The 25099-nt window shown below is 75.4% G+C and carries 24 protein-coding genes and 1 riboswitch; of the genes, 22 read left to right on the plus strand and 2 right to left on the minus strand.

Annotation, left to right across the window (positions count from 1 at the left end; translation table 11 throughout):
* The first annotated feature begins 1422 nt into the window (after positions 1-1422).
* The 5 genes from mihF (at position 1423) to metK (ending at position 5452) form a co-directional block, all read left to right on the plus strand.
* The gene (gene mihF / locus DMH08_RS27330) at positions 1423-1749 is read left to right on the plus strand and encodes an integration host factor, actinobacterial type (protein WP_026405770.1); all 327 of its coding nucleotides are present in this window, start codon (positions 1423-1425) and stop codon (positions 1747-1749) included.
* A 151-nt stretch (positions 1750-1900) separates the two neighbouring features.
* Positions 1901-2488: a guanylate kinase gene (gmk, locus tag DMH08_RS27335; RefSeq protein ID WP_125618626.1), complete on the plus strand. Its 588-nt coding sequence runs from the start codon at positions 1901-1903 to the stop codon at positions 2486-2488.
* A gap of 53 nt (positions 2489-2541) precedes the next feature.
* A complete protein-coding gene (gene rpoZ / locus DMH08_RS27340; RefSeq protein ID WP_026405772.1) occupies positions 2542-2796 on the plus strand; it encodes a DNA-directed RNA polymerase subunit omega in 255 nt (84 codons plus the stop codon).
* A 103-nt stretch (positions 2797-2899) separates the two neighbouring features.
* A complete protein-coding gene (gene coaBC / locus DMH08_RS27345) occupies positions 2900-4129 on the plus strand; it encodes a bifunctional phosphopantothenoylcysteine decarboxylase/phosphopantothenate--cysteine ligase CoaBC (RefSeq protein ID WP_125618628.1) in 1230 nt (409 codons plus the stop codon).
* 117 nt (positions 4130-4246) lie between these two features.
* Positions 4247-5452 carry a methionine adenosyltransferase gene (gene metK, locus DMH08_RS27350; protein ID WP_026405774.1) on the plus strand — a complete coding sequence of 402 codons (1206 nt, stop codon included), beginning with the start codon at positions 4247-4249 and terminating at the stop codon, positions 5450-5452.
* A gap of 52 nt (positions 5453-5504) precedes the next feature.
* Here the strand turns inward: metK and DMH08_RS27355 are convergent, their stop codons facing one another.
* Positions 5505-7172, minus strand: a complete 1668-nt coding sequence (locus DMH08_RS27355) for an MFS transporter (protein WP_233617837.1) — start codon at positions 7170-7172, stop codon at positions 5505-5507.
* Between the two features lie 204 nt (positions 7173-7376).
* Here DMH08_RS27355 and DMH08_RS27360 point away from each other — a divergent pair, with 204 nt between their 5' ends.
* The 15 genes from DMH08_RS27360 (at position 7377) to DMH08_RS27430 (ending at position 22240) form a co-directional block, all read left to right on the plus strand.
* Positions 7377-9464: a primosomal protein N' gene (locus DMH08_RS27360; RefSeq protein WP_084551182.1), complete on the plus strand. Its 2088-nt coding sequence runs from the start codon at positions 7377-7379 to the stop codon at positions 9462-9464.
* A gap of 16 nt (positions 9465-9480) precedes the next feature.
* On the plus strand, positions 9481-11262 hold the full coding sequence (locus DMH08_RS27365; RefSeq protein ID WP_125618630.1) for a hypothetical protein: 1782 nt from the start codon (positions 9481-9483) through the stop codon (positions 11260-11262).
* Positions 11263-11329: 67 nt separating this feature from the next.
* Positions 11330-11875 (plus strand): peptide deformylase, encoded by a 546-nt coding sequence (gene def / locus DMH08_RS27370; RefSeq protein ID WP_026405776.1) that lies wholly within the window; start codon positions 11330-11332, stop codon positions 11873-11875.
* A complete protein-coding gene (gene fmt, locus DMH08_RS27375) occupies positions 11875-12804 on the plus strand; it encodes a methionyl-tRNA formyltransferase (RefSeq protein WP_026405777.1) in 930 nt (309 codons plus the stop codon). Before def ends, fmt begins: the two co-directional genes overlap by 1 nt.
* Positions 12804-14249: an RsmB/NOP family class I SAM-dependent RNA methyltransferase gene (locus tag DMH08_RS27380; RefSeq protein ID WP_026405778.1), complete on the plus strand. Its 1446-nt coding sequence runs from the start codon at positions 12804-12806 to the stop codon at positions 14247-14249. Before fmt ends, DMH08_RS27380 begins: the two co-directional genes overlap by 1 nt.
* A gap of 60 nt (positions 14250-14309) precedes the next feature.
* Positions 14310-15272, plus strand: coding sequence for a phosphatase PAP2 family protein (locus DMH08_RS42480; RefSeq protein WP_125618632.1), 963 nt, complete (start codon positions 14310-14312; stop codon positions 15270-15272).
* Positions 15273-15284: 12 nt separating this feature from the next.
* Entirely contained in the window at positions 15285-15962 is a 678-nt protein-coding gene (gene rpe / locus DMH08_RS27390; RefSeq protein WP_026405779.1) for a ribulose-phosphate 3-epimerase, read from the plus strand.
* Positions 15959-16603 carry an HAD-IA family hydrolase gene (locus DMH08_RS27395; protein WP_233617838.1) on the plus strand — a complete coding sequence of 215 codons (645 nt, stop codon included), beginning with the start codon at positions 15959-15961 and terminating at the stop codon, positions 16601-16603. The genes rpe and DMH08_RS27395 overlap by 4 nt, the downstream gene beginning before the upstream one ends.
* Positions 16604-17153: 550 nt before the next feature.
* Positions 17154-17537 carry an STAS domain-containing protein gene (locus DMH08_RS27400; RefSeq protein WP_125618634.1) on the plus strand — a complete coding sequence of 128 codons (384 nt, stop codon included), beginning with the start codon at positions 17154-17156 and terminating at the stop codon, positions 17535-17537.
* A gap of 135 nt (positions 17538-17672) precedes the next feature.
* Positions 17673-17803, plus strand: a riboswitch (FMN riboswitch).
* Between the two features lie 71 nt (positions 17804-17874).
* Complete coding sequence (locus tag DMH08_RS27405) at positions 17875-18468, plus strand: riboflavin synthase (RefSeq protein WP_026405782.1); 594 nt, start codon at positions 17875-17877, stop codon at positions 18466-18468.
* Positions 18465-19118 (plus strand): nicotinamide riboside transporter PnuC, encoded by a 654-nt coding sequence (gene pnuC, locus DMH08_RS27410; protein ID WP_034521343.1) that lies wholly within the window; start codon positions 18465-18467, stop codon positions 19116-19118. Before DMH08_RS27405 ends, pnuC begins: the two co-directional genes overlap by 4 nt.
* Complete coding sequence (locus DMH08_RS27415; RefSeq protein WP_125618636.1) at positions 19115-20371, plus strand: bifunctional 3,4-dihydroxy-2-butanone-4-phosphate synthase/GTP cyclohydrolase II; 1257 nt, start codon at positions 19115-19117, stop codon at positions 20369-20371. The genes pnuC and DMH08_RS27415 overlap by 4 nt, the downstream gene beginning before the upstream one ends.
* Positions 20368-20880 (plus strand): 6,7-dimethyl-8-ribityllumazine synthase, encoded by a 513-nt coding sequence (ribH, locus tag DMH08_RS27420; protein WP_026405784.1) that lies wholly within the window; start codon positions 20368-20370, stop codon positions 20878-20880. Before DMH08_RS27415 ends, ribH begins: the two co-directional genes overlap by 4 nt.
* Positions 20881-20925: 45 nt before the next feature.
* Positions 20926-21801 (plus strand): ATP phosphoribosyltransferase, encoded by an 876-nt coding sequence (gene hisG / locus DMH08_RS27425; protein ID WP_026405785.1) that lies wholly within the window; start codon positions 20926-20928, stop codon positions 21799-21801.
* Positions 21794-22240 carry a PH domain-containing protein gene (locus tag DMH08_RS27430; protein ID WP_026405786.1) on the plus strand — a complete coding sequence of 149 codons (447 nt, stop codon included), beginning with the start codon at positions 21794-21796 and terminating at the stop codon, positions 22238-22240. The genes hisG and DMH08_RS27430 overlap by 8 nt, the downstream gene beginning before the upstream one ends.
* 16 nt (positions 22241-22256) lie before the next feature.
* Here the strand turns inward: DMH08_RS27430 and DMH08_RS27435 are convergent, their stop codons facing one another.
* Positions 22257-22898 (minus strand): hypothetical protein, encoded by a 642-nt coding sequence (locus DMH08_RS27435; RefSeq protein ID WP_026405787.1) that lies wholly within the window; start codon positions 22896-22898, stop codon positions 22257-22259.
* A gap of 138 nt (positions 22899-23036) precedes the next feature.
* Here DMH08_RS27435 and DMH08_RS27440 point away from each other — a divergent pair, with 138 nt between their 5' ends.
* Positions 23037-23921, plus strand: coding sequence for an AAA family ATPase (locus DMH08_RS27440; RefSeq protein ID WP_026405788.1), 885 nt, complete (start codon positions 23037-23039; stop codon positions 23919-23921).
* A gap of 1 nt (position 23922) precedes the next feature.
* A complete protein-coding gene (locus DMH08_RS27445) occupies positions 23923-25050 on the plus strand; it encodes a vWA domain-containing protein (protein WP_125618638.1) in 1128 nt (375 codons plus the stop codon).
* The last annotated feature ends 49 nt before the right edge of the window (positions 25051-25099 follow it).

Raw genomic sequence — 25099 nt, forward strand, 5'->3', positions numbered from 1 at the left:
TCCGGTGCGCCGTTTGCCGGCGGCCAGGCCCCCGCGTTCGGCGGCGCCGTCGGTGTCTCGATGAAGGCCCCGGCCGACCGCGTGTCGGTGGCCTCACGGGCGCCCCGGCAGCGGCGCGCTCGTCCGGTGCGCCGGTTGCGGGCGGGCAGGTCCCCGCGTTCGGCGGCGCCGCCGGTGTCTCGATGACGGCGCGGACCGCTCGCGTGTCGGTGGCCGGGCGGGCGCCCCGGCAGCGGCGCGCTCGTCCGGCCGCCGTTGGGGCGGGCACGCTCCGTGTGCGGCGGTGCTGCCGGGGTCTGATGGCTGGAGCGCCCGTTGGCTGCTCTCGGTCGTCGACTGGACGGCCACCGTTGGCCGGGCTCGCCCGTGGCTCGGCTTGACCGGAGCGGGGTCATGGTGTGGGTCATGGAGGCCGCGTGTGGGTGAGATGTCTCATGTGTCGCGGTCTGGGGTGCAGGGCCGGAGATGTGCGGGTGTGACCCCGGGTGCGATGAACCGGGTCTGACGTGCGAAGATGTCGGGCGGACGGGGCCCGGAGCGGGTCGCGCGCGGAGCCGTGCGGCGCCTCGGCGAGGGGTGTCGGCGGGACGTCTTGACCCGGGGTGAGTCACGCGTCGGGTCATGGCCGGCGGGTGCGCGGCTTTATGGGGCGGGGGAGGTCCGTATGGCGAGATTTGCTTTGCGAGCCGGATTTAGCATCGCGTGCAGTGGGCGCTCAGTTGGGCGGGCCGTGATCACCCATTGCGGTTATTGGCGGGCACGCGAATGCCGCCTCCCGGACTTCCGCAATGCGATACGCGGGGAAGGGCCGGGTGTTCACGAACGGGTCTCGCGGGAGCGTTTCCCGGACGGCGGAAGGCGTCCGGCTCGCCGGCCGGACCGTTCTCGCGCGGACGGGCGCGGAGGCGCGCCCGCGGGCGCGGGGCGGGGGAGCGGTGTCGGGCGGCGGGCCTCCGGTACGGGAATGATCTTGGCGGGCGGGTGTTGTCGAGGATGGCAGTTGCGCGACCGCCGCGACGTGCGGAACGGCGCGGCGTGACGAGCGTCACTCGGTCGGGACGCCCTGTGGGGAGGTTCACACGGGCCGTCGCGCAGGGGTTCCGGACGGTCGCCGGAACGGTCCGCCGGCGCGCCGCGGACCCCGCGGCGGAGGCCCGGAGCGTCCCGCCGAACGGTACCTTCTGCCGCAAACCGGGCTGGAATGGGGGGTTTTTCACGATCTTTCGAAAGTCCCAGCAAGGTGCAGGGATCGACTTCCGGACCGTCCAAGTTGTGTACACTCCGTATTGAGGACACTCCGGGGAGTGATTTTCGTGAATTTGTGGTGGGCTAAACGGCACTTCACGTTGCCTTATGGGGCAACAACTCGCTAGTTTCCCAACCCGTCCGACTCCGTCGAGTGGAAACCTGAGGTGACCCGGCGTGGCTCTTCCGCCCCTAACCCCCGAACAGCGCGCCGCAGCCCTGGAGAAGGCTGCCAAGGCCCGCAAGGAGCGGGCCGAGGTTAAGAACCGGCTCAAGCACGGGGGAACCTCGCTCGCCGAGGTTCTCAAGGAGGGTCAGTCCGACGACGTCATCGGGAAGATGAAGGTGTCGGCCCTCCTGGAATCGCTGCCCGGTGTGGGCAAGGTCCGTGCGAAGCAGATCATGGAGCGCCTGGGCATCGCCGAGTCCCGCCGCGTGCGGGGCCTCGGCGCCAACCAGCGCGCCTCCCTGGAGCGTGAGTTCGGCGGAAGTGCGAACCGCTGACGCGCGACTCACGGACGGGCGCGGCGGTCTGACCGCCGCGGCCGGCTCCGGGCTGCCCGGAAACGGGGCGCCGGGCACCGGGACGACCGGTGCCGGGCTCCCCGGCGGGCGCCCCGGCGCGGGCACCACCTCGTCCGACTCCGGCGCACCCATGACTGCGCCGGAAGGCTCCCCCACGCACGAACCGCTCGCCCGTCGGCTGACGGTCCTCTCCGGGCCGTCGGGCGTCGGCAAGAGCACGGTCGTCGCCGAGATCCGGCGCTCACACCCCCGGGTGTGGCTGTCGGTCTCGGTGACCACCCGGGCCCCCCGCCCGGGCGAGACGCACGGCGTGCAGTACTTCTTCGTCGACGACGCCGGTTTCGACCGGCTCGTCGCCGAAGGGGAGCTCCTCGAATGGGCCGAGTTCGCCGGGAACCGCTACGGCACCCCCCGCAAGCCCGTCGAGGAGCGGCTCGCCCGCGGCGAGCCCGTCCTGCTGGAGATCGACCTGCAGGGCGCCCGGCAGGTGCGGGGCACCATGCCGCAGGCGCAGCTGGTGTTCCTCGCGCCGCCGTCCTGGGAGGAGCTGGTCCGCCGCCTCACCGGCCGCGGCACCGAGCCGCCCGAGGTGATCGAACGGCGCCTGGACGCCGCCCGCGTCGAGCTCGCCGCCGAGAAGGAGTTCGACGTCACGCTCGTCAACACGTCCGTCCGGGACGTGTGCTCCGAGCTGCTAACCTTGATGGCTGTTCAATGACCGAAGTCCGCCCTCCGGCGGACACGGCCCGCACCCTAGTGGAAGGCCACGGAGTGGCAGCCAGCAGCGAAGGCATCACCAACCCGTCGATCGACGAGCTCCTCGAGGTCGTCGACACCAAGTACGGCCTCGTGAGCATCGCGGCCAAGCGCGCCCGGCAGATCAACGCCTACTACGCCCAGCTCGGCGAGGGCCTGCTGGAGTACGTCGGGCCGCTCGTCGAGACCCAGGTGCAGGAGAAGCCCCTGTCCATCGCGCTCCGCGAGACGCGCGAGGGCCTCCTCAACGCCGAGCCCATCGAGGGCTGAGACCACCCGGGCCGCCCGCCGGAACCGGCGGCACGGCCCGAACGGACCGGGCGCCGCGCCTGGGGAGCGTGAGCCGGGCCGGTGAGCCGGGAGAGTGACAGCCATGAGCACCGGTAAGCCCCGCGTCGTCCTCGGCGTCGGCGCGGGCATCGCCGCGTACAAGGTGTGCGAGCTGCTGCGGCGGCTCACCGAGTCGGGCCACGACGTGCGCGTCGTCCCCACGGCGGACGCGCTGCGCTTCGTCGGCGAGCCCACCTGGGCGGCGCTGTCGGGCCACCCGGTGTCCCCGAACGTCTGGGACGGCGTCTCCGAGGTCCCGCACGTCCGGCTCGGGCAGACCGCCGACCTCGTGTTCGTCGCGCCCGCCACCGCCGACCTGCTCGCCCGCGCCGCGCACGGCCTGGCCGACGACCTGCTCACCAACACCCTGCTCACCGCCCGCTGCCCGGTGGTGTTCGCGCCCGCGATGCACACCGAGATGTGGGAGCACCCCGCCACCCGCGACAACGTCGCGACGCTGCGGGCCCGCGGCGCGATCGTCGTCGAGCCCGCCTCCGGGCGGCTCACCGGCGCCGACACCGGCCCCGGGCGGCTGCCCGACCCCGCCGAGCTGTTCGAGGTCGCCCGCCGCGTCCTCGCGCGCGGCGACCGGGAGCGCGGCGACGCCGCGCGCGACCTCGCCGGACGGCACGTCGTGGTCTCCGCCGGCGGGACGCGCGAGGCGATCGACCCCGTCCGGTTCATCGGCAACCGCTCGTCCGGCCTGCAGGGGTACGCGCTCGCCCGCACCGCCGTCGCGCGGGGCGCCCGCGTCACGGTCGTCGCCGCCAACGTCGCCCTGCCCGACCCGGCCGGCGCCCGCGTCGTGCCCGTCGGGTCCGCGGAGGAGATGCGCAAGGCCGTCCTGGAGGCCGCCGGGGACGCCGACGCGGTCGTGATGGCCGCGGCCGTGGCCGACTTCCGGCCCGCCGCCTACCAGGGGTCGAAGATCAAGAAGACGCCGGACGGCGAGCCGGAGCCGATCGCGCTCGTCAAGAACCCCGACATCCTTGCCGAGCTCGGCGAGCGCCGCCGCCCCGGCCAGGTGATCGTCGGGTTCGCGGCCGAGACCGACGACGTCCTCGCCAACGGCCGGGCCAAGCTCGTCCGCAAGCGCAGCGACCTCCTCGTCGTCAACCAGGTCGGCGAGAACCTCGCGTTCGGGACGCCCGACAACGCGGCGGTGGTGCTCGACGCGGACGGCTCCAGCGTCGACGTGCCGCGCGGCGCGAAGGAGGAACTGGCCGACACCGTGTGGGATCTGGTCGCCGCCCGCCTGAAACCTCGATCCTGATCGGTCCCGCTAGACTGCTGGGACCCTCGGGTCGCCCGGGCGAGGCGACCCCCGCCGAACCGAAGAACCATCCGTCCTGCGACGTCAGTCAGCAGCCGCTGCAAGGAGTTCACGTACGTGTCTCGCCGCCTGTTCACCTCCGAGTCCGTCACCGAAGGACACCCGGACAAGATCGCGGACCAGATCAGTGACGCGATCCTCGACTCGATGCTCAAGGACGACCCGACGAGCCGGGTCGCCGTCGAGACCATGATCACGACCGGCCAGGTGCACGTGGCCGGCGAGGTCACCACCGAGACCTACGTGGACATCCCGAGCATCATCCGGGAGAAGATCCTCGAGATCGGCTACGACTCGTCCAAGAAGGGCTTCGACGGCCACTCCTGCGGCGTGTCGGTGTCCATCGGCGCCCAGTCGCCCGACATCGCGCAGGGCGTCGACGACGCCTACGAGACCCGCTCGGGCGACGACCGCGACAAGCGCGGCGACGAGCTGGACCGGCAGGGCGCGGGCGACCAGGGCCTGATGTTCGGCTACGCCACCAACGAGACCCCCGAGCTGATGCCGCTGCCGATCACGCTGGCGCACCGGCTCGCGCAGCGGCTGTCGGCCGTCCGCAAGGAGGGCACCGTCCCCTACCTGCGCCCGGACGGCAAGACGCAGGTCACCATCGAGTACGACGGCGACCGCGGGGTCCGCCTCGACACCGTCGTCGTGTCGTCGCAGCACGCCCCCGACATCGACCTCAAGGAGCTCCTGACGCCCGACGTCAAGGAGCACGTGGTCGACCCGGTGCTGGCCGCGTTCGAGCTCGACACCGAGGGCTACCGGCTGCTGGTGAACCCGACCGGCCGCTTCGAGATCGGCGGCCCGATGGGCGACGCCGGCCTCACCGGCCGCAAGATCATCGTGGACACCTACGGCGGCATGGCCCGCCACGGCGGCGGCGCCTTCTCCGGCAAGGACCCGTCCAAGGTCGACCGCTCCGCCGCGTACGCGATGCGCTGGGTCGCCAAGAACATCGTGGCCGCCGGGCTCGCCGACCGCGCCGAGGTCCAGGTCGCCTACGCGATCGGCAAGGCGCACCCCGTCGGCGTGTTCGTCGAGACCTTCGGCACCGAGAAGGTCGACCCGGAGAAGATCGAGAAGGCCGTCGACGAGGTCTTCGACCTGCGTCCCGGCGCGATCGTCCGCGACCTCGACCTGCTCCGCCCGATCTACTCCCAGACGGCCGCCTACGGCCACTTCGGCCGTTCCGAGCCCGACTTCTCCTGGGAGTCCACGGACCGCGCGAAGGCGCTGGCCGCCGCCGCCGGACTCTGACGGACGCACCCGGCCCCGGACGCACCGCGCGTCCGGGGCCTTCGGCGCGCCCTCAGGACGGGCAGCGCGCGCCGTGCCGCAGGGCGCCGTACCGGGCCGCGAGCGTGTAGCGGCCCGCCGCCGGGGCCTCCAGCCGCACGAACCGGCCCTCGCGGCGCAGGCACGCGCCGCCGCCGACGTCCAGCCACGGCGACCAGGCGACCCGCACCGGCACCGACCCGGCGGCGGGCATGTCCACGACGAGCCGCCCCGCGTCCAGCCGCGCCACCGTGCCGGGCGCCCCCACCAGCGGCGTCGCGTGCCGCACGCGGAACAGCCGCCAGTGGTCGTCGCGCCACACCTCCGCCAGGTACGCCGGCTCCGACCGGACGAGCGCCGCCTCCTCCTCGGCCGCCCAGTCGACCTCCTGCGCCGGGAGCACCACCCACTTGACCGCCCACTCGTGCAGCCAGTCGCGGTACGACTCGGCGGTGAGCGCGCCCTCCTCGTAGAACAGCCCGTGCCGTTCTGCGTCGACCTGCCGGTTCCACCCCCGCGCCAGGACGAACCCGCGGGCCAGACCCGACGACTCCCAGTGCGACCGCAGCGGCACGACCTCGATGCGGCTCTCGTCCGCGTCCAGCGCCTCCAGCTCGGCGACGAGGCCGCGCGCGTGGTCGGCGGCGCGGGCCGCGGGCTCGGTGTGGACGAGGTCGTCCACGGGCTTCACGACCTGCCAGGCGGCCGTCACGACGAACGCCAGCGACAGCGCGGCCAGCCGCGCCCGGCCCCGCACGCACCCGACGGCGACCAGCAGGAACATGCCGCCGAACAGCAGCGACAGGCGCTCCACGTTGCTGCCCACCGGCGAGGGGATCAGCCACGTCAGCAGGATCCCGGCGAGGTACACGCCGGCGCCCAGCCGGACGAACCGCCACGTCGCGGGCGCGCAGACGAGGATCGCGAGGACGCTCGCCACCGTCGGGAGCACGATCGCGTCGAACGAGATCGGCTGCACCCCGCCGAACGGGAACAGCACGCTCGTCGTCCCGGACACCACCGGCAGCCCCGCCCCGACGGCGGCCGCGGCGCGGAACCGCCGGGTCAGCACCAGCGTGCCCGACAGCACCAGCAGGAACAGCCCCGCCACCGGGCTCGCCAGCGACGCGAGCAGGCTGCACGCGACCATGCCGGCGCCCCGCCGCGCGGGCGTGCCGCGCCGCGTGAACACCAGGGCGGTCGCCGCGAGCGCGAACGTCAGGCCGAGCCCGAACGTCGTCCGTCCGGAGGCGCTGTTGCAGGCCAGCGCGAACGCCGCCCAGACTGCCGCGGGCAGCGCCACCGGCGCGCGGAACCGCACGAGCAGGTGCGCGGTCAGCACGGCCGACAGGACGCCCGTCACGGTCGCGACCGTCCGGATCCCGAACAGCGCCATAACGTACGGGGAGAGGACGCTGTAGGAGACGGGATGCATCCCGCCGTACCAGGAGAAGCTGTACGCGGCGCCGGGGTGCGCGGCGGCGAAGTCCGTCCAGGCGGCCTGCGCGGCGAGGTCGCCGCCCTCGGTCGCGAGCAGCAGCGCCCACGCCAGGTGCAGCACCAGGGCCGTCAGCGCCGCCGCCGTCACCGGATGCCGGGCGCTCGCGTACCGCCGCCACCCGGGCGCCGGCGGGCCGGAACGCCCCGCCCGCACGTCCCCGACCAGGTCCTCCGCCCGCCCGGGCGCCCGCGCGACGCTCACGGGACCTGCCGGGACACGGTGGGGGAAAGGGGGAGGGGAGGCATCCGCCAATGATTCACGCAACCGCTCCCCGGCACAAAACGGACCGCTCGTTCCTTCCCTGCCCAGTCCGGGAAAGATCCCGCCTGTAGGCGGTGGGACGCGGGGGCGCGGGCAGGGAGCGGTCCGGCGTCGGAGGTCGGAGGGGTCTGATAGGACGGGGACGTGACCAAGGCGGCCGGGGGAGACAGCGGGGGAGCGGAGCTGATCCCCGGGCTCGCCGACCTGCCGCGGACGCCGGCGAAGACACCCGCCAAGACACCGGCGAAGCCGCCCAAGAAGGGCGCGAAGGCGCCCGCCGCGGAGCTGCCGGTCGCGCGGGTCGCCGTCGACATCCCGCTGCCGCACCTCGACCGGCCGTTCGACTACCTGGTGCCCGCGAAACTCGACGCCGAGGCGGTGCCCGGGTGCCGGGTGCGGGTCCGGTTCCGGGGCCAGCTCGTGGACGGCCTGCTGCTCGAGCGGGTCGCCGAGAGCGACCACCGGGGCGCCCTGATGTACGTGGAACGGGTCACATCGCCCGAACCGGTCCTCACCCCGCAGGTCGCCGCGCTGGCGCGGGAGGTCGCCGACCGGTACGCCGGGACGTTCGCGGACGTCGTGCGGCTCGCCGTCCCGCCGCGGCACGCACGGGTCGAGGCCGAGCCGCCGCCGGACCCGCCGCCCCCGCTGGAGGAGGACGCGGGGCCGGGCCCGTGGGCCGAGTACCCGGCCGGGCCGTCGTTCCTCACCGCGCTGGCCGAGGGGCGGGCGCCGCGCGCGGTGTGGACGGCGCTGCCCGGGCCCCGCTGGACGGACGCGATCGCCCGGGCCGCCGCGACGGCGCTGCGCGCCGGGCGGGGCGCGCTGGTCGTGCTGGCGGACGGGCGCGACGTCGCGCGCGTGGACGCGGCGCTGGCCGAGGAGCTGGGGGAGGGGCGCCATGTCGCCCTCACCGCCGAGACCGGGCCCGCGGAGCGGTACCGCAGGTGGCTGGCGGTCCTGCGCGGCACGGCGCGCGCGGTCGTGGGGACGCGCGCGGCGATGTTCGCGCCCGTCGCCGACCTCGGCCTCGTCGTCCTGTGGGACGACGGCGACGACGTGCACGCCGAGCAGCACGCCCCCTACCCGCACCCGCGCGAGGTCCTGGCGCTGCGGGCGCACCGGTCGGGCGCGGCGGCGCTGTTCGGCGGGTTCACCCGGACGACCGAGGCGACCCGGCTGGTCGAGACCGGCTGGGCGCACGCGCTCGCCCCCGACCGGGCGCGGATCCGGCAGGTCATGCCGCGCGTCCGGTTCGCGGGGGAGGACGGGGAGCTGGCGCGGGACGCAGCCGCCCGCACGGCGCGGCTGCCGAACATGGCGTTCCAGGCGGCCCGTCGCGCCCTCGACGGCGGGCCGGTGCTGGTGCAGGTGCCGAGGCGCGGGTACGTGCCGGGGCTGGCGTGCGTCCGGTGCCGGACGCCCGCGCGGTGCGGCGCCTGCCAGGGGCCGCTGGCGCTGCCGTCGTCGCACGCCGCGCCGTACTGCCGGTGGTGCGGGCGGATCGCGGGCGACTGGCGGTGCGGGGAGTGCGGGTCCCCGCGGCTGCGCGCGATGGTGGTGGGCGCCAAGCGGACGGCCGAGGAGCTGGGCCGCGCGTTCCCCGGGGTGCCGGTGCGCACGTCGGGGCGGGACGCGGTCCTCGACCGGATCGGCCCGGAGCGGGCCCTGGTGGTGGCGACGCCGGGCGCGGAGCCGGCCGCCGAGGACGGGTTCGCGGCCGCGCTGCTGCTGGACGGCTGGGTCCTGCTGGGCCGCCCGGACCTGCGGGCCGCCGAGGAGGCGCTGCGCCGCTGGATGAACGCGGCGGCGCTCGTCCGCCCCGGGGGGCCGGTGGTCGTGGGGGCGGACGGGACGCTGCCGCCGGTGCAGGCGCTCGTCCGGTGGGACCCGGTGACGTTCGCGGAGCGGGAGCTGGCCGAGCGCCGCGAGGCGGGGTTCCCGCCGGCGGTGCGGATGGCGTCGCTGACCGGCGCGCCCGCCGCGATCCGCGAACTGCTGGCCGACGCGCGCCTCCCGGACGGCGCGGAGGTGCTGGGGCCCGTGCCGGTGGCGGCGGCGCCCGGCGGGCAGCGGGCCGAGGGCCCCGAGCGGGAGCGCGCGCTCGTCCGCGTCGCGCCGCGCGACGGTGCGGCGCTGGCGCGCGCGCTGAAGGAGGCCCGCGGCGTTCGCAGTGCGCGGAAAGCGGCGGAGGCCGTACGCGTCGAGATCGACCCCCTGGAGCTGATCTGACCAATAGGGTGATCCGGTGGCCGATAACTGGGTGGAGTCGACCGACCGCGACCTGCGGCGGTGGGCGGACGAGCGCGGAGAGAAGCTCGACGAGCAGGGCACGCGGATCCTGCTGGAGCTGATGCGGGACGAGCTGGGACTGCCGGGCCCGGGGGAGCTGACCCCCGAACGGCTCCGGAGCCTCCTGCTGGAGGTGTTCCCCGAGGCGGTCGTCGCGGCCGCCGACGACGTTCCCACCGTGCTGGCGGCGCTGCGCGGCGTCGTCGCGTACCTGCGCGACTCCGGGGCGGTCACCGCGCCGGACGCGGCCGCGCTGGAGATGGAGATCGACCGCGCCGCGCCCGAGTTCACCGAGATCGTCGGCGACTTCGACGCCGCCGAGCAGCAGGCCGCCGCGGAGGTCGTGGCGGGGCTGATGCGGGCCGACGGCGTCGCCATGGACGACCGGGAGGCCGTGGAGAGCTGGGTGCGCGAGTTCGACAGCCTTCCGGAGGCGGAGCGGTTCGCGCGCACCGAGGAGTACCTGCGGGAGGTCGAGGAGCGCGTCGTCCCGCCGGTGCGGATCGCGCCGGAGGCCGAGCTGGCCGCGGCGGCGCGCGCGTCCCGGCTCACCGCGGCGGTCGTCGCGCTGGCCGAGTGGACGGGCGAGCGGGAGCTGACCGAGCACGAGACCCTCACCGACGGCGACGCCGCGGAGGCGCGCCGCGTCCTCGGGCTGAAGGCGCCGGACGACGGGGGCGACGGCGAGCTGGAGCGGCTCTGGTGGGCGGCGGCCGCCGCCGAGGCGATCGACGTCGAGGGCGGCCGCGCCGCGCCCGGCGCGGCGCTGGCGGGGCTGCGGTCCGCCGACGACGCCGCGCTGCTGGCCGCGTGGCTGCCGCTGTTCGACGCCGTCGCGGTGCCCGAGCACGACTACGAGGACGGGCTCGACGCCGGCGAGCTGGTGCAGAACGCGCTGACCGGCGTCCTGATCCACCTGTACGAGCAGGACGAGCCGACCCCGCCGGACGAGCTCGTCGCCGCGATGATCGACCACATCGGGGAGCAGTACGTGGTCGAGGAGGAGGGCGCGGCGATGTCGCGGCTCCTCGCCGACGCGTTCCGCCGCGAGCTGGACGTCCTGGCGGAGTGGGGGATCGTCGAGCCGGCCGGGGACGCGGGCGGCCGCGCGCTGACGCCGCTCGCCGTGTGGGCCGTCCGGGAGCTGCTGGTGGCCGACGGGTTCCTGGCGCCGGTCGTCGGCGACCTGGCGGACGCGACGGCGGCGGAGCTGGTCGCGGGCCTCGTCTGGCACCGCCCCGACACGGCCGACGAGGAGATCGGCGGCTGGCTGGACGGCCGGGACGCGTCCGCGGCCGCCGCGGAGCTCCTCGACGTCATGCGGACCGGCGGTCCGGGCGCCCGCAGCCTCGCGGCGTCCGTCCTGCACCGCATCGGCGCGGAGGCCGCGCCCGTCGTGCGCGCCGCGGCCGGGCATCCGCTCGCCGCGCCGTACGCGGCGATGTGGCTTTCGGCGGCGGGCGACCCGGAGGGCCGGGAGCTGACCCGCGGCGAGTACCTGTGGGTGTTCGTCGACACCGTCGCCGGGATGATGGAGGCCGCCGACCCGGCCGAGGCCGTCGAGGCCGCGCTCGCCGACGTCCCGGCGGACGCCGACATGGCGGCCATGGTGGACGAGCTGTGGCGGATCGAGCACCCGGACCTGGTCGAGGTGCTGGAGGCCCTCGGGGACCACCACCCCGACCGGACCGTCGCGAAGACCGCCCGCACCGCCGCCTACAAGGCGCGATCCGCCTGACGCCTCCGTAAACTGGACGGTACGTCCCACGATCGAGCGTTCGACCCTGCAGGAAACGGAGCCCTCCTTGGCCGTCAAGCCCATCCGCCTCTTCGGCGACCCCGTGCTGCGCACCCCCGCCGAGCCGGTGAAGGACTTCGACAAGGAGCTGCGCAAGCTCGTGAAGGACCTCACCGACACGATGATCGACGCCCCCGGGGCGGGGCTGGCCGCGCCGCAGCTCGGCGTCGGCCTGCGCGTGTTCACCTACTACGTGGACGACCGCCTCGGGCACGTCGTCAACCCCACCCTCGACCTGTCGGACGAGCAGGAGACCGACGACGAGGGCTGCCTGTCGCTGCCGGGCCTGGCGTTCCCGACGCCCCGCGCCGTCGGGGTCGTCGCGAAGGGCTTCAACATGCACGGGGAGCCGATCACGCTGGAGGGCACGCACCTGCTGGCGCGCTGCGTCCAGCACGAGACCGACCACCTGGACGGCGTGCTGTTCATCGACCGGATGGACCCGGAGCAGCGCAAGGCCGCGATGAAGGCGATCCGCGAGGCCGAGTGGTTCGGCGAGCCGGCGCCGGTCGTGAAGGAGTCGCCGCACCGCACGCTCGGGAAGGCGCTCTGATGAAGCTCGTCTTCGCGGGCACGCCCGGCACGGCGCTGCCGTCGCTGGACGCGCTGCTGGCCTCCGACCACGAGGTCGCCGCCGTCGTCACCCGGCCGGACGGGCGGTCGGGCCGGGGCCGCCGCGTCACCGCGAGCCCCGTCGCCGAGCGCGCCGCCGCCGCCGGGATCGAGGTGCTCAAGCCGGCGAAGGCCCGCGACCCCGAGTTCCTCGACCGGCTGCGGGAGATCGCCCCCGACTGCTGCCCGGTCGTCGCCTACGGGGCGCTGCTGCCCCGGGAGGCGCTCGACATCCCCCGGCACGGCTGGGTGAACCTGCACTTCTCGCTGCTGCCCGCGTGGCGCGGCGCGGCGCCCGTCCAGCGCGCCATCCTGCACGGCGACGACGTGACGGGCGCGGCCACGTTCGAGATCGAGGAGGGGCTCGACACCGGCCCGGTGTACGGGGTGCTGACCGAGCCGATCCGGCCGGACGACACCTCCGGCGACCTGCTCGGACGCCTCGCCGTCGCGGGCGCGGGCCTGCTGCTGGACACGATGAACGGCATCGAGGCGGGGGTGCTGGAGGCGCGCCCGCAGCCGGGCGAGGGCGTGTCGCACGCCCCGAAGCTCACCCCCGGCGACGCCCGCGTCGACTGGACGTCCCCGGCGCGGCACGTCGACCGGCTCGTCCGCGCGTGCACGCCCGCGCCGGGCGCGTGGACGGAGTTCAGGGACGCGCGGCTGAAGCTCGGCCCCGTCCGCCCGGCGCCGCCCGACGCGGCGCCGCTGCCGCCGGGGCGGCTGCGGGCGGGCAAGGCGGAGGTGCTGGTCGGGACGGCCACGCACCCGGTCGTCCTCGGCGAGGTCCAGCCGCCCGGCAAGCGGCCGATGCCCGCCGCCGACTGGGCGCGGGGCGCCGCCATCGACGGTGAGGACGCGCTGCACTGATGCCGCACACCACCCGCGGACACGGCGGAAACCGGAACGGCCGCGGCCGGGGCCGGGGCGACGGCGGCGCCGGGCGGCGCCCCGGCGGCCCGCGCCGCACCGGACGCCCGCAGGACCTCGTCCGCCGCACCGCCTTCGACGTCATCCGCGCCGTCGAGACCCGCGACGCCTACGCCAACCTGCTGCTGCCGGCCCGGCTCCGCGACCGCGACCTCACCGGGCGCGACGCCGCGCTCGCCACCGAGCTGACCTACGGGACGCTGCGCGGCCGCGGCACCTACGACGCCGTCCTGGCGCTGTGCAGCGACCGCGAGCTGCGCCGCATCGACGCCCCGCTGCTGGACGTCCTGCGGCTCGGCGCCCACCAGATCCTCGCGACCCGCATTCCGCCGCACGCCGCCGTCGGCACGACCGTGGAGCTGGCGCGCTCGGTCGCGGGGCCCGGCCAGGCGAAGTTCGCGAACGCGGTGCTCCGCAAGGTCGCCGGGCGCGACCTCGCCGGCTGGCTCGCGATCGTCGCGCCGCCGGACGCCGAGCCGGTCGCGCGGCTGTCGGTCGCGCACAGCCACCCGAAGTGGATCGTGTCGGCGCTGCGCGACGCCGTGGGCGCCGCCGAGATCGAGGACCTGCTCGCCGCCGACAACGCCCGCCCGCGGGTGACGCTCGTCGCCCGCCCCGGCCGCGCCGAGGTCGCCGAGCTGGTCGAGGCGGGCGCCGAACCGGCCCCGTTCTCGCCGTACGGCGCCGTCCTGCCGGACGGCGACCCGTCCGCCGTCGCCGCCGTCCGGGAGGGCCGCGCCGCCGTCCAGGACGAGGCGAGCCAGCTCGTCGCGCTCGCGCTCGCCGAGGTCCCGGTGGAGGGGCGCGACGCGCGCTGGGCCGACGTCTGCGCGGGCCCGGGCGGCAAGGCGGGCCTGCTGTCGGCGGTCGCGACGCGGCGGGACGCGCGGCTGGTCGCCGCCGACGTCCAGCCGCACCGGGCGGGCCTCGTGCGGGGCGCCGTGGACGGCCGCGCCGGGGTGCTCGCCGCGGACGGCACCGCGCCGCCGTGGCGGCCCGGCGCCTTCGACCGGGTCATGGTGGACGCGCCCTGCACCGGCCTCGGCGCGCTGCGGCGCCGCCCGGAGGCCCGGTGGCGGCGCGGTCCCGAGGCGGTCGCCGAACTCGGCCCGCTGCAGCGGCGGCTGCTCGCGGCCGCGCTCGACGCGACCCGGCCGGGCGGGGCGGTGGCCTACGTCACGTGCTCGCCGCATCTCGCGGAGACCCGCGTCGTGGTCGACGACGTCGTCCGCGAGCACGGCGGCGCCGAGCGGCTCGACGCGCCGGCCGTCCTGGCGGGGATCGCGCCGGGCCTCGCCGGCCTGGGCGACGGCCCGTACGCGCAGTTCTGGCCGCACCGGCACGGCACCGACGCGATGTTCCTGGCACTCCTGCGCCGCGTCTGACGTTCACCCTGACGAGGGCCCGGGTTGGCCGTCCAGCCCGGCCGCCGAGGAGGGGGGTCCGTGCTCACCGGCTTCATGCACGCGGTCTCGGCCGCGGGGAGCGCGGCCTTCTACGTCCCGCTGCTGGTGCTTTTGTACTGGTGTGTCGCACCGCGGCTCGCGGCGCGCGGCGCGGTGCTCCTGCTGCTGAGCGCGGTCCTGAACACGCTGCTCAAGCTGGTGTTCCACGATCCGCGGCCGTTCTGGACGGACCCGTCGGTCGAGGGGCTCGCGGCGCACTCGTCGTTCGGGATGCCGTCCGGCCACGCCCAGAACGGGATCGTCGCGTGGGGGTTCCTGGCGTCGCGGGCGCGGCGGCCGCTGCCGTGGGCGGGCGCCGTCGTCATGATCGTCCTGATCGGTGTCTCCCGCGTGTACCTGGGCGCGCACTCGGTGTGGCAGGTGCTGGCGGGCTGGGCGATCGGCGGGGCGCTGCTGCTGCTCGCGCTGACGGCCGGCCCCGCCGTGGTCGCGTGGTGGGGGCGGCAGCGCGTGCTCGCCCAGACGCTGCTGTCCCTGGGGGCGTCCCTGCTGCTGCTGGGCGTCACCTGGGTCGCGTTCCAGCCCGTCGAGGACTTCCGCTACCCCGCCGAGTGGCGGCGGGCCATCATCGAGGCCGGGGGCGACATCGAGGCGCCGAGCCTCACCCAGGCGGCCATGATCACCGGCGCCCTGGCCGGGCTGCTCGCCGGCCTGTCCATCGCCGCGCGGCGCGGCCTGCCCGGCCCCGGCGGGACGGTCCCGCGCGGCCTCGCCCGGATCGGTATCGGCGTCGCGGGCGCCCTGCCGCTGCTCGCGCTGAACCTGCCGTTCGGGGGCCCGGACCCGGCCCGGGCGTTCGCCGTCCAGGCGCTCGTCGCCCTGTGGGTGACGGCCGGGACGGCCGCGGCGTTTGGCCGCCTCGGTCTCGCGGAGCGGGCGCGGCCCGATGTCGCCCCCGCCGTCACCCGACCGGGTGACGGACCGCCCGGCCCCCGGCAATAGACTCGTCGCATCATGGCTCCGCAGATCTCACCCAGCATCCTGTCCGCCGACTTCGCCCGACTGGCGGAGGACGTCGCGCGCATCGCCGACTCCGCCGACTGGGTGCACGTGGACGTCATGGACAACCACTTCGTCCCGAACCTCACCCTCGGGCTCCCGGTCGTCCGGTCGCTGCTCGAGAGCAGCGCTCTCCCGCTCGACTGCCACCTCATGATCGAGGACCCCGACCGCTGGGCCCCGCAGTACGCCGAGGCGGGCGCGGGCAGCGTCACCATCCACGCCGAGGCCGCCAAGGCCCCGATCCGCACCCTGCGCGCCATCCGCGCCGCCGGGGCGCGCGCGGGCCTCGGGGTGAACCCGGCCACGCCCGTCGACGGCTTCGAGGACCTCCTCGGCGAGATCGACATGCTGCTGCTGATGACCGTCGAGCCGGGCTTCGGCGGCCAGAAGTTCCTCGACGTCGTGCTGCCGAAGGTGCGCCGCGCCCGCGAGCTGATCAAGGGCCGCGACCTGCCGGTCTGGCTGCAGGTGGACGGCGGCGTCAGCGCCGAGACGATCGAGCGGTGCGCCGAGGCGGGCGCCGACGTGTTCGTCGCGGGCAGCGCCGTCTACGGCGCCGACGACCCGGCCGAGGCCGTCCGCCGCCTGCGCGGCCAGGCGGAGGAGGCGACCGCCAAGGCGGACTGGTGACGGGCGTGACGCGCCTGCCGTGCGCCGCCGTCCTGTTCGACGTGGACGGCACCCTGATCGACTCCACGCCCCTCGTCGAGCACGCGGCCCGGCGGTGGGCGCCCGAGTACGGCATCGACGCCGACGTGTTCCTCGCCGGTTCGCACGGCCGCCGCACCGGCGACCGCATCGCCGACTTCCTGCCGCCGGACCGCGTCGCCGAGGCCGCCGCGCGCCTCGACGCCCTGGAGGCGGCCGGGACCGACGGCATCACCGCCCTCCCCGGCGCCGTCGACCTCCTCACGGGCATGGACGGGCTGCCCTGGGCGCTCGTCACGTCCATGGACCGCGGGCAGCTCGCCGCCCGCGCCGCCGCCGCGCGGATCCCGCTGCCCGGCGTGGTGGTCACCGCGGAGGACGTCCGGCACGGCAAGCCCGACCCCGCCGGCTACCTGCGCGCCGCCGGGCTGCTCGGCGCCGACCCGGCCGCGTGCGTGGTCGTCGAGGACGCCCCCGCCGGGGTGGCGGCCGGGCGCGCCGCGGGCGCGACCGTCGTCGCCGTCACGACCAGCCATCCGCGCGAGGCCCTGGGCGAGGCCCACCACGTCATCGAGGGCCTGACGGCCGTCGCGCCGGGCCCGGACGGCCTCACCCTCGCCTGACGGCCCTCGCCCGCCCGCGGAGCGCCCGGCCGCGCACGTCCGGCCGCGCACGTCCGGCTGCGGGCGCGCGGCGGCGAAGCGACGACGGTGGGCCTCCACCGCCGCCGCTCCCCCCGCATCGACGCCGGGCCACCCGGCGGAAGGGGCGGCCGGGACCGGCGGAGTCACGCGCCGCCGCCGTCCCGCCGGCCTCCCTCGGGTTCGCCGACCGCGCAGACAACAACTAGCGTGAAAGTTGCCATAGGGCAACAGAGTCCGCCGCGCGGCGGGTTCCCGCGGAATCCGGCCGAAACGCGGTACGGGCGGGAACCGGAGGGCATCTCACCGTCATGAGACTGCGTTCCCCGGGTGCGACCGTTCCGGACGGCGCCGCCCGGACCGCGTGGCGGTCCCGAAGCGGCGGGGGCGGGCCCGGGGCCCCGGAGACCGTCACCGGAAGCCACGGCGAGGCGGCGTTCCTCGCCACGACCGCGTCCCCGGGCCCGGCGGGCGCCGGCGGCCGTGCCGGGCCCGGCACGCGCCCGTCCCGGACGGACGAGGAGGGAGAACCGTGAGCATCGCGCTGGACGTGACCGTCGTCGAGCGGCACGGACCGATCGCCGTGCTGGCCGTCGCGGGCGAACTCGACCTGAACAACGGCCCGCTGCTGGCCGACGCGGCGCTGGACGCCGCGGGCCAGGGGCACCCGCACGTGGTTTTGGAGCTGTCGCGGGTGCCGTTCTGCGACTCCAGCGGCCTGAACGCGCTCATCCGGCTCTACCGCCGGCTGCGCGCCGAGGAGGGCTCGCTGACGCTGGCCGCGGTGCCCGCCCGCCTCACCCGGCTGCTGAGCATGACCGGCATCGACCGGATCATCCCCGCGCACGCGGACGTCCCGGAGGCGGTGGAGGCGCTGCGGGCCGCGGCGGACCAGACCGACGCGGAGGCCCGCTGACCTGCCTTTTCTCCGTTCCGCGGGGCGGTCGGCCCGCCCTCCGGCGTGCCCGTGGAGGGCGGGCGCGGCCCCGGTCGTGGCGATTTTCACAGAAGCGGGGAATGCGAGGCATGGCACACTGGTTGGCAAGCATGAACGCGTGCTCCGGGGTCGGTGCAATTCCGAACCGGCGGTGACAGTCCGCGACCCGGCCGAAACCATCGGCCGGTTGACCCGGTGGAACTCCGGGACCGACGGTGAAAGTCCGGATGGGAGGCAGCGCGCGGTACGCCCCTGTTCAGGGGTGTAGTGGGCATATCTGCCGTACCCCGGAGCCTTTCGAGTAGGAGGCCCGGGAGTGTTCACCGGCATCGTCGAGGAGCTCGGCGAGATCGCGTCGATCGAGCCCCAGGGGGACTCGGTCGCGCTCGCGATCCGCGGCCCCCTCGTCACCCAGGACGCCGTCCACGGCGCGTCGATCGCGGTCAACGGCGTCTGCCTCACGGTCGTGGACGTCCGGGACGGCGTCTTCACCGCCGACGTCATCAAGGAGACCCTCGACAAGTCGAGCCTCGGCGCGCTCGAACCGGGCTCGAAGGTGAACCTGGAGCGTCCCGTCCGGCTGTCCGACCGGCTCGGCGGGCACCTCGTCCAGGGCCACGTGGACGGCGTCGGCGCGATCATCTCCCGGGAACCGGGCGAGCGCTGGGACGTCGTCACGGTGTCCCTGCCGGCCGACCTGGGCCGCTACCTCGTCGACAAGGGCTCGATCACGGTGGACGGCATCAGCCTCACCGTCGTCGAGGCCGGCGCCGACCGGTTCAGCGTCGCGCTGATCCCGACGACGCTCGCGCTCACCACGCTCGGCCGCAAGGAGCCCGGCGACCCGGTGAACCTCGAGGTCGACGTCGTCGCCAAGTACGTCGAGCGCATGCTGGGCGACCGCGCATGAGCTGGCTCGACGCGAGCTTCACCGTCTTCGGCGAGCACGTCCTGTGGACCGATCTCATCGGCAACGCGCTCTCCCTCGCCGTCGTGTGGCTCGCGATGCGCAAGACGATCTGGACGTGGCCGGTGCAGCTCACCGGCGCGCTCCTGCTCCTCGCGGCGTCCCTGCACGCCGACGTCCCCGGCAACGCTCTCAAGCAGGTGCTGTTCTGCGGCCTGGCCCTCTACGGGTGGCACCGCTGGACGAGCGGGCGGCGCGGCGGCGAGGGGCTCGTCGTCCGGCAGGCCACGGCCCGCGAGCGGATCGTGCTGGTCGCGGTGCTGCTGCTCGGCACCGCGGTCGTCGCTCAGCTGTTCACCCACCTGGCCTGGCTGGAGATCGCCTGGTCGCCGTGGGCGAACGCGTACATCTTCGTCGGCAGCGCGGTCGCGACGTTCGCGCAGAGCCGCGCACTGGTCGACTTCTGGGTCGTGTGGGTACTGGTCGACCTCGTCGGCGTCCCGCTGGCCCTCCAGTCCGGGCTGTACGTCTCCGGCGCCGTCTACGGGATCTTCTTCGTGATGGTGATGGCCGGGCTCCGCAACTGGCTCCGCGAGTCCCGGGAGGTCCGGGCCCCGCGCACAACCCCCGAGGACAAGGCGGTGACCGCATGAGCGGCAACGGGACCATCGACAACGGGATCATCGGAAACGGGAACGGCGTCTTCGACGACATCGAGGCGGCGGTCGCCGACATCGCGGCGGGACGTCCCGTCGTGGTCGTCGACGACGAGGACCGCGAGAACGAGGGCGACATCATCTTCGCCGCCGCCAAGGCGACGCCGGAGCTGCTGACGTTCACGATCCGCCACACCAGCGGGGTCATCTGCGTCCCGATGGAGGGCGCCGACCTCGACCGGCTGCAGATCCCGCTGATGACCGCGCAGAACACCGAGCGGATGCGCACCGCCTACACCGTCAGCGTCGACGCCCGCGACGGCGTCACCACCGGCATCTCCGCCGCCGACCGCGCGAAGACGATCCGGGCGCTGTGCGACTCGGCGTCCGAGCCGCGCGACCTCGTCCGTCCCGGGCACATCTTCCCGCTGCGCTACCGCGAGGGCGGCGTGCTGCGGCGGCGCGGCCACACCGAGGCCGCCGTCGACCTCGCCCGGATGGCGGGCCTCGCCCCGGCGGGCGTCCTCGCCGAGGTCGTCAACGAGGACGGCACCATGGCGCGCCTCCCCGAACTGCAGGTGTTCGCCAAGGAGCACGGCCTCAAGCTGATCTCCATCGAGCAGCTCGTCGACCACCGGCGCCGCACCGAGCCGCTCGTCACCCGGGTCGTGGAGACCCGGCTGCCCAACCGGTACGGGACGTGGCGCGCCGTCGGGTTCTCCAGCGCCGTGGACGGCGGCGAGCACGTCGCGCTCGTCCTCGGCGACCTCGGGGACGGCGCCGACGTGCTGGTCCGCGCGCACTCCGAGTGCCTCACCGGGGACGTCCTGCACTCGGAGCGGTGCGACTGCGGCACCCAGCTCGACGCCGCGATGGAGCGCATCGCGCAGGAGGGCCGCGGCGTCGTGCTGTACCTGCGCGGCCACGAGGGCCGCGGCATCGGCCTGCTGGCCAAGCTGCGCGCCTACGCCCTCCAGGACGCCGGCTCCGACACCGTCGACGCCAACCTGGAGCTCGGCCTGCCCGCCGACGCGCGCGAGTACTCCAACGCCGCGCACATGCTGCGCGACCTGGGCGTACGCTCGATACGGGTGCTCACCAACAACCCGGCGAAGCTCCGCGGCCTGCACGGCTTCGGCCTGGACGTGCTGGACCGCGAGCCCATGCCGGTGGTGGTCACCGAAGACAACCGGCGCTACCTGACGGTCAAGCGCGACCGTCTCGGACACGACATCGAGGGACTCTCATGAGCGGCGCGGGACGCCCCGAGGACACCGTCGTCGACGCGGCCGGGCTCACGCTCGGCGTCGTCTGCACCCGCTGGCACGAGCCGATCACCGACCCGCTGCTGGAGCGGTCGCTCGCGGCCGCGAAGGCGTGCGGGATCGACCAGCCCGTGGTCGTCCGCGTCGCGGGCGCGCTGGAACTGCCCGTCGTGGCGCAGCAGCTCGCCCGCGACCTGGACGCCGTCGTCGTCCTCGGCGCGGTCATCCGGGGCGAGACGGCCCATTTCGACTACGTGTGCGACTCGGTGACGGCCGGTGTGACACGCGTCGCGCTCGACGAGTCGACTCCGGTGGGCAACGGAGTCCTCACATGTGACACCATTGAGCAGGCAATGCAGCGCAGCGGGCTGCCCGGCAGCCGCGAGGACAAGGGATGGGAGGCGACTGTGGCCGCACTCGACACGGCACTGACCCTGCGAGGTCTGCGGCATCACGGTCACGCCGGGTACGGCCTGGAGCATTCGGGCTCCTGAACGTCCCCGGAACCCCGTAACGCATCCCATCGAAAGGCAACTTCCGTGCTGTCACTCGTCCTGCCCAAGGGGTCGCTGGAGAAGGCGACCATGCAGCTGTTCGACGCCGCCGACCTCACCGTCCGGCGCGCCTCGGACCGCGACTACCGCGCCTCCATCGACGACCCGCGCATCGACCGCGTCCGCGTCCTGCGGCCGCAGGAGATCCCGACCTACCTCGAACAGGGCCTGTTCGACCTCGGCATCACCGGCCGCGACTGGATCACCGAGACCGACTCCGACGTCGTCAGCCTCGGCGAGCTGAAGTACTCCAAGGCCACGTCCAACCCGGTCCGCGTGATCATGGCGGTGCCCGAGGACGCGCCCTGGCAGAGCGTGTCCGACCTGCCCGAGGGCGTCCGGATCTCCACCGAGTTCCCCGCGATGACCGAGCGCTTCCTCGAGAAGCACGGCGTGAAGGCCCGGGTCGTCCCGTCCTACGGGGCGACCGAGGCGAAGGTCCCCGACATCGTCGACGCGATCGTCGACCTCACCGAGACCGGCTCGTCGCTGCGCAAGAACGGCCTGCGGATCCTCGACACGCTCCTCACGAGCTACACCGAGCTGGTCGCCAACCGCGAGGCGTACGAGGACGCGCAGAAGCGCGCCGCGATGGAGGACGTCGCCCTCCTGCTGCAGGGCGCGATCCGCGCGCGGGGCAACGTCCTGCTCAAGCTGAACGTCGCGCAGTCCGACCTCCAGGCCGTCCTGGACATCATGCCGTCGATGTCGTCGCCCACGGTCACGTCGCTCGCGGGGGGCGAGTCCAACGCGGTCGAGTCGGTCGTCGCCAAGCGCGGCGTGAACACGCTGATCCCGGCGCTGAAGGCCGCGGGCGCCCACGACATCCTCGAGATCCCCATCTCCAAGATCGTTGACTGAGACCCCGGCCCTGCCGACCGCGTGGCGTCCCCGCACCACCCGGCTCGTCGCCTACGCCACGGCGGGCGCGATCATCCTGGCGATGATCGTGCTCGCCGTGTTCGTGGCACCCCAGTTCACCGTCGTCGACCGCGTCCTGATGGTGCTGTTCGGCCTCGGCCTCGCGTGGGTCCTGCACATGCTGGCCCGCTGCCGCGTCACGGCGGACGAGGCGGGCCTCACGGTCGTCAACGCGTTCCGCACCCGGCGCCTCGAGTGGCCCGAGGTCCTCGACGTCACGATGACCGTCGGCGACCCCTGGCCGCGCCTCGACCTGTCCGACGGCACCGCGCTCGGCGTGATGGGCATCAACGGCGCCGAGAAGAAGCTCGCCGCCCGCCAGGTCGCCGAGCTGGCCGCGCTCCTCAAGGCCCGCGCCGAGGCGCCCGACCCCGACTGACCCGCCGCGGAAGGCGTCAGGCGGCCGTGGCGAGCGTGAAGGCCCCGGCGATCAGCAGGGCGGCCGCCCAGAGGCGGTCCAGGTCCCACCACGTGCGCTTCAGGATCGCCGAGCCGACGAGGTCGTAGACGAGCACCGCGACGACGCCCGCGACGGCGAACATCGCGAGCGTGTGCACGCCCGTCACGAAGATCCCCGCCGACAGCGCGCCGCCGGACGCGTCCGCGAGCCCATGGTGGTGGTGGCCCGCGGCGGGCGCCGCCGACGGGGCGAGCAGCGGCACCAGCATCAGCCCCGCGCCGTGCGCGGACGACATCACGAAGGACCAGCCCGCGAGCTGCCACAGCCCCACCGGGGCGGGGGCGCGGTGCGCCGCGCGGCGCCCGAGCAGCAGCCACGCCCCGAAGCCGACCAGCACGAGCCCGCCGCCCGCGGCCAGGGCGCGGGCGGGGACGACCGCGCCGAGCAGCGCGACGGCGACCGCGACGGCGCCGATGGACGCCGCGTGCCCCGCGGCGATCGCGGGCAGCGCCTGCACCACGAGCGGGCGGCTGCGCTCCTGCAGGCCGCGCGTCACCGCGAACAGCCAGCCCATCGCCGGGTTCAGCCCGTGGAACGCGCCGAGCGCCACGAGCGCGGCGAGCGAACCGTCGCGCATGCCCGTCCCTCTCCGTGCACCGTCCGTCGCGGTCAGCGTCCGACGGGGGGCGCGGGTTGTCCACCGGCGCGGAGGTGACAGTCGGGAAACCGCCCGCGCGCTCTGGGCGGGCGCGGTCCCGGTGTATAGCCTGGCGATGTGGTGGCGGACACGGTGCCGGGCGGGGCGGTCGCCTCGCCGGCGGAGCTGGCGGGCCTGCTGGACCGGCACGACTACCTCTGCGACGAGGGGCTCGCCACGGCGTGCTTCCTCGCGCTGCGGATGGGGCGGCCGCTGTTCCTGGAGGGCGAGGCCGGGGTCGGCAAGACCGAGCTGGCCAAGACGCTCGCGCGGGCGCTGCGCGCGCCGCTGATCCGGCTGCAGTGCTACGAGGGGCTCGACGCGTCGCAGGCGCTGTACGACTGGGACTTCCCGCGCCAGATCCTGCACCTGCGGGCCGCCGAGGCCGCCGGGACGGCCGACGCCGCCCGGCTCGAGGGCGAGCTGTACGACCGCCGGTTCCTGCTGGCCCGCCCGCTGCTCCGCGCCCTGGAGACGACCCCGAGCGTCCTGCTGGTGGACGAACTGGACCGCGCGGACGACGAGTTCGAGGCGTTCCTCCTCGAGATCCTCAGCGACTTCACGATCACCGTGCCCGAGCTCGGGACGATCCGCGCCGAGCGCCCGCCGGTCGTGGTCGTCACGTCGAACCGCACCCGCGAGGTGCACGACGCGCTGAAGCGCCGCTGCCTCTACCACTGGCTCGAGCATCCGCCGTTCGAGCGGGAGGTCGCGATCATCCGGCGGCGGCTGCCGGACGCGACCGCGCACCTGGCGGGGCAGGTCGCGGACGCCGCGCGGCGGCTGCGCGGCGGCGGGCTGCTGAAGCCGCCGGGCGTCGCCGAGACCATCGACTGGACCGAGGCGCTGCTCGCCCTCGGCGCCCGCGAGCTCGATCCGGACGCGGCGGCGGTGACGCTCGGCGCCGTCCTGAAGTACCGCGAGGACCAGGAGCGCGGCGGCGCGCTGCTGGCCGGGGGCTGACATGGGCGGTGCCGACAGGGCGGGCACGGACGTGACCGGGACGCTCGCCGGGTTCGCCCGGACGCTCCGCGCGGCGGGCGGCGCCGCCGACCCCGCGCGCCTCCAGGCGATGGTGGCGGCGCTGCGGCACCTCGACGTCCTCGACCCGTCCGACGTGTACTGGGCGGGACGCCTCACGCTGTGCGCGGGCCCGGACGACCTGCCCCGCTACGATCGCGCGTTCGCCGCGTACTTCTCCGGCGAGGCGCCCCGCCCGCCGCGCCGCCCCCCGGTGGCCGTGCGCCCCGCGCCGGTACCGGTGCCGGAGGCGGGCGGCGGCGACGCCGGGGACGCCCGGTCGGTCACCGCGAGCCCCGCCGAGGTGCTGCGGGACCGGGACGTGGCGCGGCTCGGGCCCGCCGAACGCGCCGAGGTCGCCCGCCTGATCGCGCTGCTGGACGCGGGCGCCGAGCTCCGCCGCTCGCGCCGGTTCGCGCCCGCGCCCGCCGGGCGGCCGGACCCGCCCCGGACCGTCCGCGAGACGCTCCGGCGCGGCGGCGAGACGGCGCTGCTGCGCCGCCGCGCGCCCCGCCCGCGCCCCCGCCGGCTCGTGCTGCTCGTCGACGTCAGCGGCTCGATGGCCCCGTACGCGGACGCGCTGCTGCGGTTCGCGCACGCCGCGGTGCGGTCCGGCGGCCGGACGGCGGAGGCGTTCACCGCCGGGACGCGCCTCACCCGCGTCACCCGGGAGCTGGCCGCCCGCGACCCGGACGCGGCGCTGGCGGCGGCGTCCGCGGCGATCCCCGACTGGAGCGGCGGCACCCGCCTCGGCGAGGAGCTGCGCGAGTTCCTCGACCGGTTCGGGCATCCCGGCATGGCCCGCGGCGCGATCGTCGTCATCGCGTCCGACGGCTGGGAGCGCGGCGACGCGGCCCTGCTCGGCGGGCAGATGGCCCGCCTGCACCGGCTCGCGCACCGGGTGATCTGGGCGAACCCGCACCGGGCCCGCCCCGGGTACGAGCCCCTCACCGCGGGGATGGCCGCGGCGCTCCCGCACGTCGACGCCTTCACGTCCGGGCACAGCCTCGCCGCCCTGGAGCACCTGGCCCGCCTCGTCGCGGGCACCGGAAGGACGGCCCCCCATGCCTGACGGCCCCCACCGCACCCGCCGCCGGGCGGCGGCGGGTGCGGTGGGGGCC

Source organism: Actinomadura sp. WAC 06369, from assembly GCF_003947565.1.
Taxonomy (GTDB): domain Bacteria; phylum Actinomycetota; class Actinomycetes; order Streptosporangiales; family Streptosporangiaceae; genus Spirillospora; species Spirillospora rifamycini.